At 41.9% G+C, this 15,384-nt stretch carries 15 protein-coding genes and 1 pseudogene; 12 read left to right on the top strand and 4 right to left on the bottom strand.

The window, feature by feature from the left end; all coding sequences use genetic code 11:
- A pseudogene (locus BIW53_RS20890) lies at positions 1 to 651 on the top strand (hypothetical protein); the annotation flags it as partial.
- Between the two features lie 67 nt (positions 652 to 718).
- On the opposite strand, the gene BIW53_RS20885 reads toward BIW53_RS20890, so the two are convergent.
- Entirely contained in the window at positions 719 to 892 is a 174-nt protein-coding gene (locus tag BIW53_RS20885) for a hypothetical protein (RefSeq protein ID WP_175442123.1), read from the bottom strand.
- 106 nt (positions 893 to 998) lie between these two features.
- Here BIW53_RS20885 and dusA point away from each other — a divergent pair, with 106 nt between their 5' ends.
- From dusA to BIW53_RS11065, 8 genes are all read left to right on the top strand, one after another.
- The gene (dusA, locus tag BIW53_RS11095; protein WP_139158833.1) at positions 999 to 2,012 is read left to right on the top strand and encodes a tRNA dihydrouridine(20/20a) synthase DusA; all 1,014 of its coding nucleotides are present in this window, start codon (positions 999 to 1,001) and stop codon (positions 2,010 to 2,012) included.
- 299 nt (positions 2,013 to 2,311) lie between these two features.
- Positions 2,312 to 2,473, top strand: coding sequence for a hypothetical protein (locus tag BIW53_RS20880; protein WP_175442122.1), 162 nt, complete (start codon positions 2,312 to 2,314; stop codon positions 2,471 to 2,473).
- Positions 2,474 to 2,894: 421 nt separating this feature from the next.
- A complete protein-coding gene (locus BIW53_RS11090; RefSeq protein WP_070991942.1) occupies positions 2,895 to 3,572 on the top strand; it encodes a PspA/IM30 family protein in 678 nt (225 codons plus the stop codon).
- 10 nt (positions 3,573 to 3,582) lie between these two features.
- Complete coding sequence (locus BIW53_RS11085) at positions 3,583 to 3,786, top strand: PspC domain-containing protein (RefSeq protein ID WP_070991941.1); 204 nt, start codon at positions 3,583 to 3,585, stop codon at positions 3,784 to 3,786.
- An 11-nt stretch (positions 3,787 to 3,797) separates the two neighbouring features.
- Positions 3,798 to 4,121 carry a hypothetical protein gene (locus BIW53_RS11080; RefSeq protein WP_070991940.1) on the top strand — a complete coding sequence of 108 codons (324 nt, stop codon included), beginning with the start codon at positions 3,798 to 3,800 and terminating at the stop codon, positions 4,119 to 4,121.
- Positions 4,122 to 4,205: 84 nt separating this feature from the next.
- Complete coding sequence (locus tag BIW53_RS11075; RefSeq protein WP_070991939.1) at positions 4,206 to 4,703, top strand: copper chaperone PCu(A)C; 498 nt, start codon at positions 4,206 to 4,208, stop codon at positions 4,701 to 4,703.
- Between the two features lie 8 nt (positions 4,704 to 4,711).
- Complete coding sequence (locus tag BIW53_RS11070; protein ID WP_070991938.1) at positions 4,712 to 5,698, top strand: DUF2333 family protein; 987 nt, start codon at positions 4,712 to 4,714, stop codon at positions 5,696 to 5,698.
- 3 nt (positions 5,699 to 5,701) lie between these two features.
- On the top strand, positions 5,702 to 6,463 hold the full coding sequence (locus BIW53_RS11065; protein WP_070991937.1) for a TIGR04219 family outer membrane beta-barrel protein: 762 nt from the start codon (positions 5,702 to 5,704) through the stop codon (positions 6,461 to 6,463).
- Positions 6,464 to 6,517: 54 nt separating this feature from the next.
- Here the strand turns inward: BIW53_RS11065 and BIW53_RS11060 are convergent, their stop codons facing one another.
- Both BIW53_RS11060 and BIW53_RS20690 read right to left on the bottom strand, forming a co-directional pair.
- Positions 6,518 to 7,396 carry a TIGR03899 family protein gene (locus BIW53_RS11060; protein WP_070991936.1) on the bottom strand — a complete coding sequence of 293 codons (879 nt, stop codon included), beginning with the start codon at positions 7,394 to 7,396 and terminating at the stop codon, positions 6,518 to 6,520.
- On the bottom strand, positions 7,393 to 7,737 hold the full coding sequence (locus BIW53_RS20690; RefSeq protein ID WP_139158832.1) for an SRPBCC family protein: 345 nt from the start codon (positions 7,735 to 7,737) through the stop codon (positions 7,393 to 7,395). Before BIW53_RS20690 ends, BIW53_RS11060 begins: the two co-directional genes overlap by 4 nt.
- 375 nt (positions 7,738 to 8,112) lie before the next feature.
- On the opposite strand from BIW53_RS20690, the gene BIW53_RS11050 reads away from it, so the two are divergent.
- Both BIW53_RS11050 and BIW53_RS11045 read left to right on the top strand, forming a co-directional pair.
- Positions 8,113 to 10,320, top strand: a complete 2,208-nt coding sequence (locus BIW53_RS11050) for a bifunctional diguanylate cyclase/phosphodiesterase (protein WP_070991934.1) — start codon at positions 8,113 to 8,115, stop codon at positions 10,318 to 10,320.
- A 117-nt stretch (positions 10,321 to 10,437) separates the two neighbouring features.
- Entirely contained in the window at positions 10,438 to 12,606 is a 2,169-nt protein-coding gene (locus BIW53_RS11045; protein WP_070991933.1) for a YgiQ family radical SAM protein, read from the top strand.
- A gap of 28 nt (positions 12,607 to 12,634) precedes the next feature.
- On the opposite strand, the gene BIW53_RS11040 is transcribed toward BIW53_RS11045, so the two are convergent.
- Positions 12,635 to 13,762: a TRAP transporter substrate-binding protein gene (locus tag BIW53_RS11040; RefSeq protein WP_084228131.1), complete on the bottom strand. Its 1,128-nt coding sequence runs from the start codon at positions 13,760 to 13,762 to the stop codon at positions 12,635 to 12,637.
- 115 nt (positions 13,763 to 13,877) lie between these two features.
- Between BIW53_RS11040 and BIW53_RS11035 the strand changes: the two genes are divergently transcribed.
- Positions 13,878 to 15,377 carry a sensor histidine kinase gene (locus tag BIW53_RS11035; RefSeq protein WP_070991932.1) on the top strand — a complete coding sequence of 500 codons (1,500 nt, stop codon included), beginning with the start codon at positions 13,878 to 13,880 and terminating at the stop codon, positions 15,375 to 15,377.
- The last annotated feature ends 7 nt before the right edge of the window (positions 15,378 to 15,384 follow it).

Raw genomic sequence — 15,384 nt, 5'->3', positions numbered from 1 at the left:
TCATTTGGCGCAGACGATTCATTTGGCGCAGACGATTCATTTGGCGCAGACGATTCATTTGGCGCAGACGATTCATTTGGCGCAGACGATTCATTTGGCGCAGACGACTCATTTGGTGCAGACGATTCATTTGGCGCAGACGACTCATTTGGTGCAGACGACTCATTTGGTGCAGACGACTCATTTGGTGCAGACGATTCATTTGGTGCAGACGATTCATTTGGTGCGGGAGATTCAAATAGCTCTAATTATGAGCCATTTCCAACCAGTAAAGATGTAATTAGTAAGGGGGTGCTGTTCCTTCGAGAAACTGATGGTTACACCATCGACGACTTATATCAAATCTGTGTAAAAGCGAACAAACGTCTAGTGGTTGGTCAAGCTGCGCCAACTTACACGAATATGACGGGCCGAAGTTTCATTATGCGTGGTAACTATGCGATTAAAAAAGGCATATTTAAAATACAATTGGCAGACCCAGATATGAACAAGCTGGAGAAGTTTGAGCTTTATAAAGCCCCTGACGTAAGTTACGAGTTTGATGGGGTACGCTCTATCGGTAAGCAAACTTTTGATAAAGGAATTATTGCGTATTATGAAGGGGAAGCCAGTTACTATAACCACGGCTGTGACATGGTACTAGGTTACTAATCTCCCAATTCTCATAGAGAGTGAGCTAATTAGCACATTAGTTCATTCTCCTGTTTCATCGTTATCGTTAGATAATTTCAAATAATGTAGTGAACAATTTTCTTGCAAGCCTACGAGAATCTTTTACTGAAGGTTCGTTTTGCTTTGTGTATAATCCCGCTCTTAGATTTCTTGCAAGCAACGCTTTGATGCGTTCATAGCCAGAAGATAATTTACGTTCTTCGATTGCAAAGCCAATCATGGCCGACACTCTATAATTAACTTTGTCCTATAGAGCTGGTGGGGATTAGCATGACTGTTTGTCGAAATTCGGGTATTTCAAGGTAACTAGAGGCGGTTCATTAAATATGTCAAACACAGTTAAATCAGGCGGTAGCCCTTCAATGGTAAGCGATTCAACGTTCAGACGATTTTCTGTTGCGCCTATGCTGGATTGGACTGACAAGCACTGTCGCACATTCCATCGCAAACTAACACGCCATGCGGTGCTTTATACTGAGATGATCACAACTGGAGCTATTTTGTTTGGTAAAGGTGATTATCTAAGCTTTGGTGGTCATGAGATGCCGGTTGCATTGCAATTGGGCGGTTCTGATCCTAGCGCTTTAGCTGAGTGTGCCAAACGAGCGGCAGAGCATGGTTACAGCGAAATTAATCTTAATGTTGGCTGTCCGTCGGATAGAGTTCAAAATGGTCGCTTTGGCGCGTGTCTTATGGCTGAACCTCAACTCGTTGCTGATTGTGTTGCGGCTATGAAAGCGCAAGTGGATATTCCGGTTACCGTTAAAACACGTATCGGGATTGATGAACAGGATTCATATGAGTTTTTAACCGCTCTTATTGAAGCTTCGGCGAAAGTGGGGTGTGATGACTTCATTATTCACGCCCGGAAAGCTTGGTTGCAAGGTCTAAGTCCAAAAGAAAACCGAGAGATCCCGCCACTTGATTATCCACGTGTCTATCAGTTAAAAAAAGACTATCCATCGCTACACATCAGTATTAATGGCGGCGTCAAAACCTTGGGTGATAGTTTGCATCACTTACAGCATATTGATGGTGTGATGGTTGGGCGAGAGGCATACAGTAACCCATTTATGTTGTCGCAGGTAGATGAACTTATTTATGGCGACAAGGCATTCACTCAAACACGCCATCAGGTTGTACGTAGCATGTATGACTATTTTGAGCAGCAAATGTCATCAGGAGCTAACTTTTGGCACATTGCTCGCCATATGCTAGGTATATTCCAAGGGCAGCCGGGAGCTAGAGGCTTCCGCCGTCAGCTGTCTGAGAATGGACATAAAAAAGAGGCTGATATAAGTGTGATGGAAAAGGCGTTGAGCTTTGTTCCTGAACAGTAAAATACTTGCGTTGCCAAACAACACCTTTATCTGCCTCACAGGAAATTGAGCGGAAGGGCGTTTTGCTTTTTCGCTCACCAATTTTCACATATCTAAAATCATATAGTCAGCCCCTAACTTGCAGAGCTAGGTTACGGCTGAATTCATTCTGTATATATTTTTAAAACGTTATTTTTTAATCCGAACTAATTTTTTATTTTCATTTTATTTATTCTGTCAACTGCTATTAGTTACAGATTATATTCTTTGTTTTTTCTGATAATGTCTAATCGCTTTAAATAAAAATAAGGAGCTGTAATATGAAAAATAAAATCAAGTTAAATAAAAAGAAATTAGTAAATTTATCAGATAGCAAACGTAACTTGCCAAACAACCTAACTCCAAATGTAGCTGGTGGTATGGCTAATAATCCATACGCATGCACAGACTGTGCAAGTGGTTGTCATGAACTTGTAAATTAACCAAGTTAGACATTAGAGTTATAAGATTATATGTTGAGTTGTTAATTTATATATACTTTTTAAAAGCGTCAGGCGTAAAGTTTGGCGCTTTTTATTTTCTTCATAGTTTAAGGTTAATAGATTTATTACCTACCCAATTAAAATCCAAAAGCCTTCTATTGTTATAAACTGCTATTACTAACTATTCATTGTGTGAATTTTGAGTCATGTAAAATGAACCACGCTTAACTTTGTGATGAGCAATAACTGTTGATGTGGTGTAAATCGCTACTTTTTAGCGTATTCAGCGAAAATCCACTTCTATTCTTTCCCTTCGAATGTACCTTAAGTTTTATAACTGATTGTAAATTAAGCTGTTTTAAACCTTGGCACAAAGATTGGACTGTTAGGACAACCTAACGCCGATGCAAAGGAGCAGAATATGGCCTTAATTAACAGAATTGAAGACTTAATAAAATCTGAAGTAAATGCATTCTTAGATAAAGCTGAAGATCCTAAAAAACTCGCCGCACAATTGTTGAGCGAGCTAAATGACGCTTTGAGTGATTGCCGCGCTACTGCTGCTCAAATTATGTGCGAGCAAAAAGCACTTCACAGGCGCTATGCTCAATATGAAAAGCAAATTGAAACATGGCAACAAAAGGCTGAACATGCTTTGAGCAAAGGCAGAGAAGACTTGGCCAAAGCTGCGATAAGTGAAAAGCAACAGTTGGAAGAAAGTCTGTACAAATTATCGGAGCAGCAGGGAACTCTTGACGAAACGTTAATCAAATTGAAAGATGATGCGGATAAGTTAGCAAGTAAAATTCAGTCATTAAAGGCTAAGCAATTACAGCTTGAGCGAACACAACGATCATGCACGGCCAGATTGAAAGTACGGCAAACTCTGCATTGCGATGAGGTGGCTAATGTTATCAATCGTTTTGAGCAGTTGCAAAGCAAGGTTGAGCGCATAGAGGCGCAGGTAGATAGTTATGACTTAGGTCAACCCTCAACGACTGCGCAATTTGCACAGTTTGAACGAGATGAAAAAGTTAATGCGGCATTGGCGCAGTTGAAACTGCAAGTGCACAGTAACACAGCACCGGTTGGTGCCTAAGGAGTTTGCTATGAAATACTACAGTGAGAAAGACCGTTGTTTTCGCTTGCTAGGCCATAAAAAAATTGCTGGCGTGTGTGCAGGTGTTGCGCAGCGGTTTGATATGCCTACTTGGCTTACTAGGCTACTAACAGTATTACTATTTTTGAAGTTTCCGGTGGTGACTGTGCTTGCTTACGCGATTGCCAGTGTTGTGTTACCAACGAAAGCATAAGGTGACATAAAATGAAAACCGTATTTTTAGTACTGATTGCATTGCTGCTTTGTTCTGTCTTATCGTGGTTAAGTTCACCATTTGCCTGGTTAAGTATTCCTGACTTTTTCATGGATTTAAGCTGGGTGGGGATGGAGTTGTTCGCGGTGTTGATTGGAACAATCGCCTTTATAGCTGTAATTGCGTTACTGGGAATGGGGTTAATTGGTGCCTTTTTAGTGGTGCTCATAGGGCTAGTTTTGGCGCTGCTCTTTAACTCTATCTTGATTGCAATTCCCCTTTTATTACTCGTAGGGGTCGGATGGTTGGTGTATGAACCAGTGTCAAGTCATTAGTACATTAATCATTGAGCTAATGGCGCGTAACTGCCTATTTCATGTTATGATTTAGGCAGTTATTGCTATTTTAAAGGAATGTTCATGTTTGTTAAATATCTTGTTGTATTTACCTGTACGGTGTTGAGTTTTGCACCAGTTCAGGCAATGGCTGAGCAGTCGAGCTCTTCCAAGCTCATGGTTCAGCAAGCCAAGATAAGACAATTTCTTCCCGCGGCTACTGCAACTGCTGCCTACTTTTCGTTAATGAATCATTCAGAGCAAACACGGATACTACAAAAGGCAACCATATCGAACTTAGGGCGTGTTGAGATTCACGAGCACATCCATAGTGATGGAATGATGCGTATGCAAAAGCTAAACGAACTAGCGGTATCACCTCATCAAACAATCAATTTTCAACCCGGTGGATACCATTTAATGGCGTTTGAGCCAAACGGCACTCTAGTAAAAGGTGAAAGACTTACTTTGACGTTATACTTTGCCAACGGTGAGCAGCTAGAAAGCCCTATTACGGTGATATCCTTGCATGACGAAATGGACAAGCAAGGTGAGAACCATTCAGAACATAAACATCATTAGGAACAGTTATGCAACAAAATATAGGAAAGTTTATTGGTGCGCTCAGTGCCTTACTCTTACTGGGTTATTTGTTGGCGGTTTACTGGAGCATCGAACCTGCGAAATTTGATGTAGTAGAGCGAGCGAAACAGCAAGCTCAGAGTAACAATGAAAAGTTGGTGACAGGATATGTCACCACAAATACGCTAATAAGCGTCAGTGAAACCTTACTACAAAAGCCTGGGGGCTACTTGTCTAATGACATGTTACCGCCGAGTGTTTTTATGGATAATATGCCAGCTTGGGAATATGGCGCTTTAGAGATGGTACGTGATTTAGCATTGTCCATGCGTAAAGATTTTAGCCGTTCTCAATCTCAATCGACAGAGCATCCAGAACTAAAGTTGGCACAGCCTCAATTCAATATTAGCTCAACAGCTTGGGCATGGCCCAGTGCAGAGGGAGAGTATCAGGCTGGGATCAACTATCTAAAAGAATACCGTTCAAAAATTGCTAGTCCGGCGCAAAGAGATAGCCAATTTTATGCTCGTGCGGATAATTTAAGGGGTTGGCTAAAAGAAGCTGAGAAGCGATTAGGGAGCTTAAGTCAGCGTCTCAGTGCGAGTGTTGGTCAAGATAGACTAAACACCGACTTGGCCGGTGATAGTGCGGCCAATCAGGCCACGTATGCGCCCAGTCACAGTGAAGTAAAAACATCTTGGTGGAAGATTGACGATGTGCTTTATGAGTCTCGTGGCGCAAGCTGGGCGTTACTGCATTTTCTAAAAGCGGTTGAGCACGACTTTGCTGATGTATTAGCAAAAAAGAATGCAGTTGTTAGTTTACAGCAGATTATTCGAGAGCTTGAAGCAACTCAAGAAACAGTGTGGAGCCCTATAATTTTAAATGGTAGCGGATTTGGCTTAGTTGCTAATCATTCGTTAGTAATGGCAAACTATATTTCAAGAGCGAATGCTGCTCTTATCGAACTCAGTGAACTCTTAGCGCAAGGATAAAAAATGAAAAAGTACTGTATCGCGGCCGCATTGTCGATGGCCTGTTTGGCTCCAGTTGCTCAAGCTGACACCTTACTTGGGTTATATTTAGGTGCCGAAGGATGGCAGGCCGACAATTCGGGTAATTTCGCCGAAAAAGGTAATGCTCAGTCATTCAATTTCGACGATAAAACTTTCACAAGCTATTATGCTGCGCTTGAGCACCCAGTGCCATTCGTACCGAATATAAAATTACGTTATACCGAGCTTGAATTAAATGGTTCAACAACGTTGTCGGAAACTTTTGAATTCGGTGGAAAAGACTTTACCGTGGGTACTACAGCGGACACGTTCACTGACCTAAGTCATACCGATTACACTTTGTATTACGAAATTTTCGATAATGATTTAGTGTCATTTGATTTCGGTGTGAACCTCAAACAATTTGATGGTTCCATTCAAGTATCAGGTACAGCTGAGGGGGCTACCACAACCGAAACTCGTGACTTTTCTGGCTTGGTACCGCTTGGTTACTTGCGTGCAGAACTTGGATTGCCAATGACAGGCTTTAGTGTGTTTGCTGAGGGGAGCATATTAGCGATAGACGACAGCAAAATCCAAGATTATCAGGTAGGTGTAGCATGGCAGGTTATAGGTAATCTAGCAGTGGATGTTGCGGTGCGTGCAGGTTATCGTTCAATGGTACTTGAATTAGATGATGTGGATGATATTTCTACTGATATCGATGCGTCAGGGCCATTTGCGGGTATTGAAGTGCATTTCTAAATCTAACCGAACAGGGCGCTCCAAGGAGGGCCTTGTTGCTTTGTAGGCACTTTATCAACTCCATTGACATTCAAATTCCTCCATTAAAGCTTGCTCCAAAAGATGCTTATATTTTTTGTTGATAGGTGAACTGACCAACTTTTTTAATTCATCTCCAGTTTGCGTTAATTTGTAATAGCTGAGCACCAACTCATTGCTTTTTGGTGTTAAGGTGAGTTTTTTACTGTGAAAAGAAAATTGTATCGGTTGGCCTTGTTTCAAACTAGCTGATTCGATTTCTTTACGATACAACAAGTTAATGTCCATTAAGGTTAATATATTAGGAAAGCTGAGGCCTGCATTACCGAGGTTGATGGATTCCTTATTACCTTTTCTCAGCAAGTCGAAAAATGAAGGCTTTTTATAATACCCTAGTAAAATTAGGTAGCTGTCCTCTTTTTCAAGATAGCCGCACAGTGCTGCACACTTTTGTAAGGCAGAGGCTTCTCTTTGTGTCATTTGCTTTAATGTTTGCAAACTTTTGATAGAAAAGGTGCCGGGAGAGACGGTTTCACCAACTAAGATTTTAGCCCACAACTTTTGCATGTTTTGATTGGCAATATCCTCAGCAAGTACAATGAAATGTTCTAGCCAGTCAGGGTCCGGGCGCCCTTGGCTGGTAACATCTGGGCATACACTCAGCGCTATAGCCGTTATTTGCTCGATATTGTGCTGGCGCTGAATTTTGTTAAGTTGCTGGCGCTTTAAAGCCCTTTTTAAAATGCTGTCATCACTGCGCACAGAATAGCTGATCGGCATGGTTCCTTGTGCGCTGTAGCTGTTATCAGAGGCACTTCTTGCACCAAAATCACGACTTTTAATCATCGTAAATCCGAGTTTCTCCTCAATTAAGGAGGCTAAGCTCGCTTTGGCTTGGGCATTTTTTACAGTCATATAGAGGCTCGCAATTTAAGTTCTGTTTGTAGGTTATTGAACGCTGAGATCATCAGCTGTTGCACATAATATTCCATATAAAGTGCGATATAGCCGCCAAATATGGTGGAATGGATGACACCCGATACCTGCCAATGCACGGTGATTGAGTCATTAAGAGGAGTAAGAGTTAGCTGTCCTGCAGCGGTATGCTCGTCATTAATCAACAGTGAAAAGTGTATGGCCTGAGCTTTTTTTTTGGTAATTGTAATTTCTACATTGCCGAATTGATGTTGAATCGTTGCGTGTGCACCAACGCCCGTGCTTGGGGAAGATATGAGGATATCAGTGGTGCCTGTCATTCGGTTCCACAGCATAAGTTGTGACCAAGCGTGTAAATCAAATAAGGGAGAAAGCTGCTGTATATCCTTAGTTAGAAAGGTCTTTTGTTGCTTTAAATGATACTTATGAGGCAAAAGCAGCCCTACCAGCACAAACAATATGCAGGTGAGTAACAATACCTTAATCAAACTGATAAGAATTTTGATAGCTATCTCCAGCAACACGGTTGCCAATATCCAACACGCAAGTAGTTGAACATCGTCTATAATATTTCATGTACATATAAAAGTTATACCTGATAGTAAAAATGTACCACAATTCGTATGATGGTAAATGGGTTAGTAAACTTAAGCTTGAAACAAATTAAAGCGAAGTAGTGAATTGAAGGATAAAAAATGGCGTCTGAGCAAGATGATTTTTTGTTTTTAGATCATGATGATGACACACAAGAAGTCGAGGTCAGTGGAGCCGCGTGGGATATCCTTGTTGTAGATGATGATCCTGAAATTCATTCTGTTACAACATTGGCATTGTCAGGCGTAGAGTTTTGGGGCCGTACACTGCGTTTTCACCATGCGTACAGTGGAAAAGAGGCTATTGAAACGCTAATTCATAATCCAGAAATATGTGTGATGTTGTTGGATGTGGTGATGGAAACTGATGATGCAGGTCTGACAGTCGTAAAACGTGTGCGAGATGAACTAAAAAATGAAAATGTGCGCATTATTTTACGTACTGGTCAGCCGGGGCATGCTCCAGAAGAGCAGGTGATCCGCGACTACGATATTAACGATTACAAGATGAAGACGGAGCTAACGCGCAGTAAGCTGGTAACTTCTATGATGACCGCTGTGCGTTCATACCGTCAAATCTGTGAATTAGAAGCACAAAGCTTGGCGTTAGCATCAATCCTCGATGCTATCAAAGGTATTTTGGGCCACAATGATATTCGCACCTTTAGTCTTGCTGTGGTGACACAGTTAGCAAAAATTTTAGGAAGTGAACCATACGGAATTGTCAGTGGACAACTAGGGAATGACAGGCGGATTGTTGTATTAGGTGGGACTACTCATTTTCAAGAGTCTTTTGGTCAAGGTCTTGAGCAGTTGGATAATGGCCGAGTCATCATGCAGGTACAAAACTGTTTTGATAGCGGTGAGCATCAGCAAACAGAACATGATATCACTGTTTTACTAAAGGGAAAAAATCGAAGTGCGGCGATTTATCTGGAGTTGGATGTTCAGCCGACAGAATCCCAATTACAATCGATGGAAATATTTTTAGCCAATGTCAGCATCGGGTTAGATAATATAAAGCTGTTTAACGAGCTACGTGATGTGGCTTATAAGGATCCTCTCACTAAGTTGCCCAATAGAGCTTGCTTTACTGACAAAATCGCCCAGTACTATAAAAACCAAGACAGTAATTTATTACTGATTTTAATCGATATTGCCCAATTTTCTGATATTAACAATGGCTTAGGTCAAGAGGTTGGTAATCAACTGTTGTTAGCTGTCATGACCCGTCTTGAACAAGAGTTTCCTCAAGTTGAACTGCTTGCGCGGATCGGTGCTGACGTTTTTGCAATGTTATTACCCAGATTAGGTTTTGATGAGCGCATGTTTGTTGATAGTTTACTGACGCCTTATCAAGTGAATGAGCATGTCTTATCAATCCACTTTAGAGTTGGGGTGTGTGAGCAGGATGACTTTGCTTGTAATGGGTTAGAGACTTTAAAGTTAGCCTACATCGCACTTAATCAGGCGAAGCAAGGAAATCAAGTCCTTGGTTGGTATACTCCCGATCTCGAAGAAAAGATGGCTTGGAAGTTAGGTTTAATTCGCCAGCTAAGACAAGATTTTGAGCAGCGAAAGCTAGAGGTGTGGTATCAGCCTCAATTATGTTTTAAAACGTTAGAAATAACGGGTTGTGAAGCATTATTACGCTGGCCATCAGACAATGGCCGATATATTTCCCCTGAGATTTTTGTGCCTCTTGCGGAAAATGCGGGACTCATTGTAGATATTGGTCAATGGGTACTAGAGCAGGCCTGTGAGCAACAAAAAAAGTTTGAGGCCATGGGGAAACCAATCAGTATTGCAGTAAATGTGTCAGTGCCTCAATTTAAGGTTCCTAACTATGCTCAAACAATTAAAGAAACGCTTTTAGAATATAATGTTGAGCCCCGTTTTATTGAACTGGAAGTGACTGAAAGCGTCGTAATGGACGAAGTCGGTGAGGTAGTAGAAACGCTGACCGAACTACAAGAGCTAGGGGTTGAAGTTGCCATTGATGACTTTGGTACTGGCTTTTCTTCCCTGAGCTACTTGCAAAAGTTGCCTTTTTCTCGCTTAAAGATCGACAGAGCTTTTATTAAAGATATTCCTGATAACGATAGTGGAGCGATTGCTGAGTTGGTGATATCTTTGGGCCGCCATCTTGGTCGAAAAACGATTGCTGAAGGTGTTGAAACTCAAGCGCAAAGTAACCTATTGAAAAAAATGGGTTGCGATGAAGTACAAGGGTTTATGTACGCTAAACCTATGCCGAGCAATGAGTTAATGGCATTTGTAAAAAGCTACAAACCTAAGGTTGAAGACTAAATGCTCCATACAACCATAGCTCCTAGTTTTGTCTGAATTGGTAGCGGACAATCTATGGTTTGTGGTTGTAGGCATTTAGGCTATAATTCGCCTCTTTTTATCCTCTAGGCTGTCACTATGAGCGCACTCAAAGCTGAACGTCCGTTGTTTTCTTACCCTAAATATTGGGCAGAATGTTATGGCACGGCTCCTTTTTTACCTACCACCCGTGAAGAAATGGATCAATTAGGCTGGGATAGCTGCGATATTGTATTAGTGACTGGAGATGCTTACGTTGATCACCCAAGCTTTGGTATGGCTGTCATTGGACGGGTACTTGAAGCACAAGGGTTTAGGGTCGGTATCATTGCTCAGCCTGACTGGTCTAGTAAAGAAGCCTTCATGAGTCTTGGAAAGCCTAATCTGTTCTATGGCGTGACCGCGGGTAACATGGACTCAATGATCAACCGTTATACCGCTGAAAAGCGTATGCGACATGATGATGCTTACACGCCAGGAAATGTTGGTGGAAAGCGTCCTGACCGCGCGGTTGTAGTATACAGTCAAAGGTGTCGAGAAGCATATAAAGACGTGCCGTTGGTAATAGGGGGTATTGAAGCAAGCCTCAGACGTATCGCTCATTATGATTATTGGCAGGAAAAAGTTCGTCGAAGCATTATTTTCGATGCTAAAGCTGACATATTGATTTATGGCAATGCCGAACGTCCGCTGGTGGAAGTGGCGCATCGAATCGCCAAGGGTGACAAAATAGAAGATATTCAAGACGTCCGTGGCACTGCTGTGATCCGTAAAACTCCGCTACCTGAATGGCGAGGGAGTGATTCAACAGCGATAGACAAAGTGGGTAAAATTGATCCCATTCCCAATCCTTATGGTGCAGATGATGTGGGTTGTAGTAAATCTGAGTTTGCTAAAGCTGGAATTGACTTATCAGCGGAGGCTGCAAAACCGATCACGGTACAGCCACCACGTTTGAAGCCTTGGGAAAAGGTCTACGTAAAGTTACCAGCCTATGAGCAAGTGAGTGTTAATAAACCTCTATATGCACATGCTTCACGAATTTTGCATCAAGAAACCAATCCGGGGTGTGCCAGAGCGCTGTTTCAACGCCATGGAGATCGTTCGGTATGGGTGAATCCTCCGGCATTCCCTTTGGAAACAGATGAAATGGATTCTGTGTTTGGTTTGCCGTATCAACGTGTTCCGCATCCAAGTTATGGAGATGCGAAAATTCCTGCTTATGAGATGATTAAAACGTCGGTGAATATCATGCGAGGCTGTTTTGGTGGTTGTAGTTTTTGCTCAATTACTGAACATGAAGGCAGGATAATCCAAAGTCGATCTGAGCAATCCATCATTGATGAAATTGAACAGATCAGAGATAAAGTACCAGGCTTCACAGGGGTTATCTCAGACTTAGGTGGTCCGACGGCAAATATGTATAAGTTACGCTGTAAGAGCAAAAAAGCTGAAAGTACATGCCGTCGCTTGTCTTGCGTATACCCTGATATATGTAAGCATATGGATACAGATCATACGCCCACAATAGAGTTATATCGTAAGGCTCGTGAGGTCAAAGGTATTAAGAAAATCTTGATAGCATCTGGGGTGCGTTATGATTTGGCGATTGAAGACCCGCGCTATGTAAAAGAGCTTGTGACGCATCATGTTGGTGGCTATCTAAAGATTGCTCCAGAGCATACCGAAGAGGGACCACTATCTAAAATGATGAAGCCGGGTATGGGAGCCTATGATAAATTTAAAGAACTCTTTGATAAATATTCAAAGCAAGCTGGTAAGAAGCAATATCTAATACCCTATTTTATTTCGGCACACCCTGGTACGACAGACGAAGATATGGTGAATATGGCGCTGTGGTTAAAAGCCAATGATTTTAAGCTAGATCAAGTGCAGAACTTTTACCCTTCACCTATGGCCAATGCAACCACTATTTACCATACGCAAATGAATTCGTTGCGAAACATCAAGAATAACACTGAGCAGGTGTCAGTGCCTAAAGGAGCACGCCAGCGACGTCTTCATAAAGCCATTTTACGTTATCACGACCCGTCGGGCTGGCCAATGATCCGTGAAGCTTTACGCGCTATGGGTAAGGCAAACTTGATTGGTAAAGGTCCGAATTGCTTAGTTCCTGATGAGGGACGCACAGAGCGAACTAAAGCTACACGTGGTCGCGCAGCATTGACCAGACATACTGGTTTTGGTCAGTTTAAAAAAGCTAATACCAAACCTAAAGTTGGTGGAAATAAGAGGCACGCTAAGTAAAAGAGCATAATAAGGGCTATCGCTCTTATTATTCTTGAGCAGCTTCAAAAAATTGCTTAAACAATTGCTCACTACCAAGCAGTGCGCGTTTGAAAGGAAGCCACTGCGGTTGTTGTGGGCCTGCGAGTTCATACCACTGTTTAAGCTCCTCTTTATTGGGCTCATAGATATCAGTGCCTAATTTTTTCAAGCTATGCTCACAGTATTGTGCAATGCTAGGTTGCAGTTCTAAATGCTCTTTAAAGGTTTTATTTGCAGCATCGCGCAATGCATGCTTGAGATTTAAAGGAAGTGCGTTGAACCACGGCTGGTTAACAACCAATAGCCAGCCATCTTGTACACTATTTATTTTTGAAACGACTCCTAAGTGCTGCCTCAGATTATTAGGGCCATTAAACAACCCAACGATGGATGGGTCTAATGCCTCTATACGACCACCTTCAGCCAGTGTTGCTACCTTTTTCCAAGGGACTTGTACCGCGCGAGTGCCACATAAATCATAAAATTGATTGAGTACTTTGCTGGCAGGAATACGAAATACGATGTCTTGCATATCGGTGGGCGTTTTTATGGTTGCACCATATCGCTTGGTGGAAGTGACTGTTCGTGCGCCGGGCAAATAGTGCATTAATATATTGAGCTTACCTTGTTTATGTATTTTATGAAGGACATGGTCTTGCCATGTTTTTGATGCAATTAGATTGAGGTATTGCTGTTGTCCTGCGCACCAAAATGGAATGTTAAGTATATCGAGCGCCGGTAAAATAGGCGTGAGGTTGGAAACTGAAATTAACGCTGCTTGGATTGCGCCACGAGCTGTATGTACCGCTAACTCCGTCCCTACACCAAGTGTTCCTTTGTGGAAAGTGTTTAAATATATTTTGCCTTCGCTGAAGTACTCGATATTCTTTTTCAACTGCTGATGCATATGTGGAGATGAACGCCACTGCTGCGTGTCATAAGGAGAAGCAAACACCATATTAATGCTGGCTTGGCGACACTTTTCTAGTTCTTTGAGAGTCTCTGACTGGCACATCTCATTTGCCAGTAAACCGTAGGGCACTGCACAACCTGCAACGATACAGGCCGCTTTGTGTGTAAACGCTCTACGATGGTGATCTACTTGGTAGCTACTGCCTTTTTTGCTCAACGCCATAAAACCCAATGATACCTACAGCACGTTCACTAAGCTTAGCAGAGCAAGCCGCTGATTGGTGATAAACCTAATATTTACTAAGCTTATGTAAAACGTCTAAATAGAGATTAAATTTGTGCAACTTATCCGCGAGAAGCTGATCTATCGATCTGTACTAGCTATTGGTATCGTGTTTAGCATTACAGTTATTAGTTTGCTTGGGACAACTGTGTTTCAGATGGCAAACGTAGCGCAGCAACAAAGCTTGCTACGCAGTGCATACAATCAGGTGCAACAGACATATGCGCAAGTGTTTATTGACCCTACAAAGTTTTCAGAATATAACAATGCTATCAATCAACTAAAACAAAGAATTGATGAAGTACCTGAACAATTAGGTTCTGAGCTATCTAATCGCCTCACTACACAGCTTAATATTCAACATCACACTGTTTCGGATGCACTTAAAGCTATTCTAAGTAGTTCGTTTAGCGCTAATGATCTACTTAAGCAGAATCTAAGCACGGTGAGTCGCCAGTTAGATGAGTTTTTTTCTCAATATGTCAGTAAGTTATCTGAACAGCATAGTAAACATGTGTGGTTGGATAGTTGGTTGCTGTTGATATTAAGTCTAGCAACTTTGATGTGGGGAGCTGGCTTATATTACCTTTATAGTAAGCTGCATCATGGCATTTTACTTACCGAGCAGGTGCTAAATGACGCTAAGTACCATCAGGCTTACACTCTACCGTCTCACCATGTCGGCAAAATAGCTGCTGAAGCCCCATTAGGAGATCTATTAAAAACAGTTAATATTCTGGCCTCTAGGTTAGAGCAGGCTCACGGGCAATTTGTAGAAGAGGCGCAAGTAGCGACGTTGGGGAGTATGGTACAAGGCTTCTCACAGTCTTTACAAATGTCAGTACAACATGCAGCAACACATCATCGGCGATTAACGACTCTTAGTAACAAACTATCAGGTGGAGATTTAAGCGAAGAGCAGGTAACTCAACTGTTGGCGAAGTTACAGCAGATCCTTTCTCAATTGGATAGAGAACTTGCACATACTTATGCGGTGATAGATGACTTTAACCAACTAGCCAATTATCACCAGTTTGATGTAGAAAGGGAGTTTAATCTTAAGCAATTAATCGAAGATATTTTCGCTCGTCATGAACCTGAACTAACGGCCCATCAATGCTATGTTAGCTTTGAGATCCCCAGTTCTTTGCAGTTGAAAAGTTATCCGGCTGTATTTGAACAAATTTACCACCATTGTATTGGCAATTGTGTAAAGCATGCAAAGCAAGAGGGAAAGCCTTTAAACATTGTGGTTTCAGCTATGGTTGTGAATGACTTTGTGCATTTATATTTCAAAGATGATGGTGCGGGAATAGACAGTGAGCTGTTAGCTATTTTTTCTGGGTCTAACATAGAGACTGAAGGGCATTTTGGTAAACTGGGGCTGGGTTTGAGCGCAATTTATCATCTTGTGACAGACAAACTCAAAGGTGAGTTTAAAATTCAAAGCCCGGCTCATGGAGGAGCATGTGTACACATTGTTTTATCAAATACTCAATATCGGATGACTCAAGCTGTTAAAAAAGGAAGGCGTAACGAGCACTCCTCTGAGTAGTAAAATA

The sequence above is a fragment of the Pseudoalteromonas byunsanensis genome, from assembly GCF_001854475.1.
Classification (GTDB): Bacteria; Pseudomonadota; Gammaproteobacteria; order Enterobacterales; family Alteromonadaceae; genus Pseudoalteromonas; species Pseudoalteromonas byunsanensis.
This window is presented reverse-complemented; position numbering and strand designations above follow the sequence as displayed.

What these genes read in the sequence shown, in the direction of transcription:
- BIW53_RS20885 (WP_175442123.1), bottom strand. Translation starts at nt 892, where the DNA reads ATGATTGGCTTTGCAATCGAAGAACGTAAATTATCTTCTGGCTATGAA.
- dusA (WP_139158833.1), top strand. Translation starts at nt 999, where the DNA reads ATGTCAAACACAGTTAAATCAGGCGGTAGCCCTTCAATGGTAAGCGAT.
- BIW53_RS20880 (WP_175442122.1), top strand. Translation starts at nt 2,312, where the DNA reads ATGAAAAATAAAATCAAGTTAAATAAAAAGAAATTAGTAAATTTATCA.
- BIW53_RS11090 (WP_070991942.1), top strand. Translation starts at nt 2,895, where the DNA reads ATGGCCTTAATTAACAGAATTGAAGACTTAATAAAATCTGAAGTAAAT.
- BIW53_RS11085 (WP_070991941.1), top strand. Translation starts at nt 3,583, where the DNA reads ATGAAATACTACAGTGAGAAAGACCGTTGTTTTCGCTTGCTAGGCCAT.
- BIW53_RS11080 (WP_070991940.1), top strand. Translation starts at nt 3,798, where the DNA reads ATGAAAACCGTATTTTTAGTACTGATTGCATTGCTGCTTTGTTCTGTC.
- BIW53_RS11075 (WP_070991939.1), top strand. Translation starts at nt 4,206, where the DNA reads ATGTTTGTTAAATATCTTGTTGTATTTACCTGTACGGTGTTGAGTTTT.
- BIW53_RS11070 (WP_070991938.1), top strand. Translation starts at nt 4,712, where the DNA reads ATGCAACAAAATATAGGAAAGTTTATTGGTGCGCTCAGTGCCTTACTC.
- BIW53_RS11065 (WP_070991937.1), top strand. Translation starts at nt 5,702, where the DNA reads ATGAAAAAGTACTGTATCGCGGCCGCATTGTCGATGGCCTGTTTGGCT.
- BIW53_RS11060 (WP_070991936.1), bottom strand. Translation starts at nt 7,396, where the DNA reads ATGACTGTAAAAAATGCCCAAGCCAAAGCGAGCTTAGCCTCCTTAATT.
- BIW53_RS20690 (WP_139158832.1), bottom strand. Translation starts at nt 7,737, where the DNA reads ATGACAGGCACCACTGATATCCTCATATCTTCCCCAAGCACGGGCGTT.
- BIW53_RS11050 (WP_070991934.1), top strand. Translation starts at nt 8,113, where the DNA reads ATGGCGTCTGAGCAAGATGATTTTTTGTTTTTAGATCATGATGATGAC.
- BIW53_RS11045 (WP_070991933.1), top strand. Translation starts at nt 10,438, where the DNA reads ATGAGCGCACTCAAAGCTGAACGTCCGTTGTTTTCTTACCCTAAATAT.
- BIW53_RS11040 (WP_084228131.1), bottom strand. Translation starts at nt 13,762, where the DNA reads ATGGCGTTGAGCAAAAAAGGCAGTAGCTACCAAGTAGATCACCATCGT.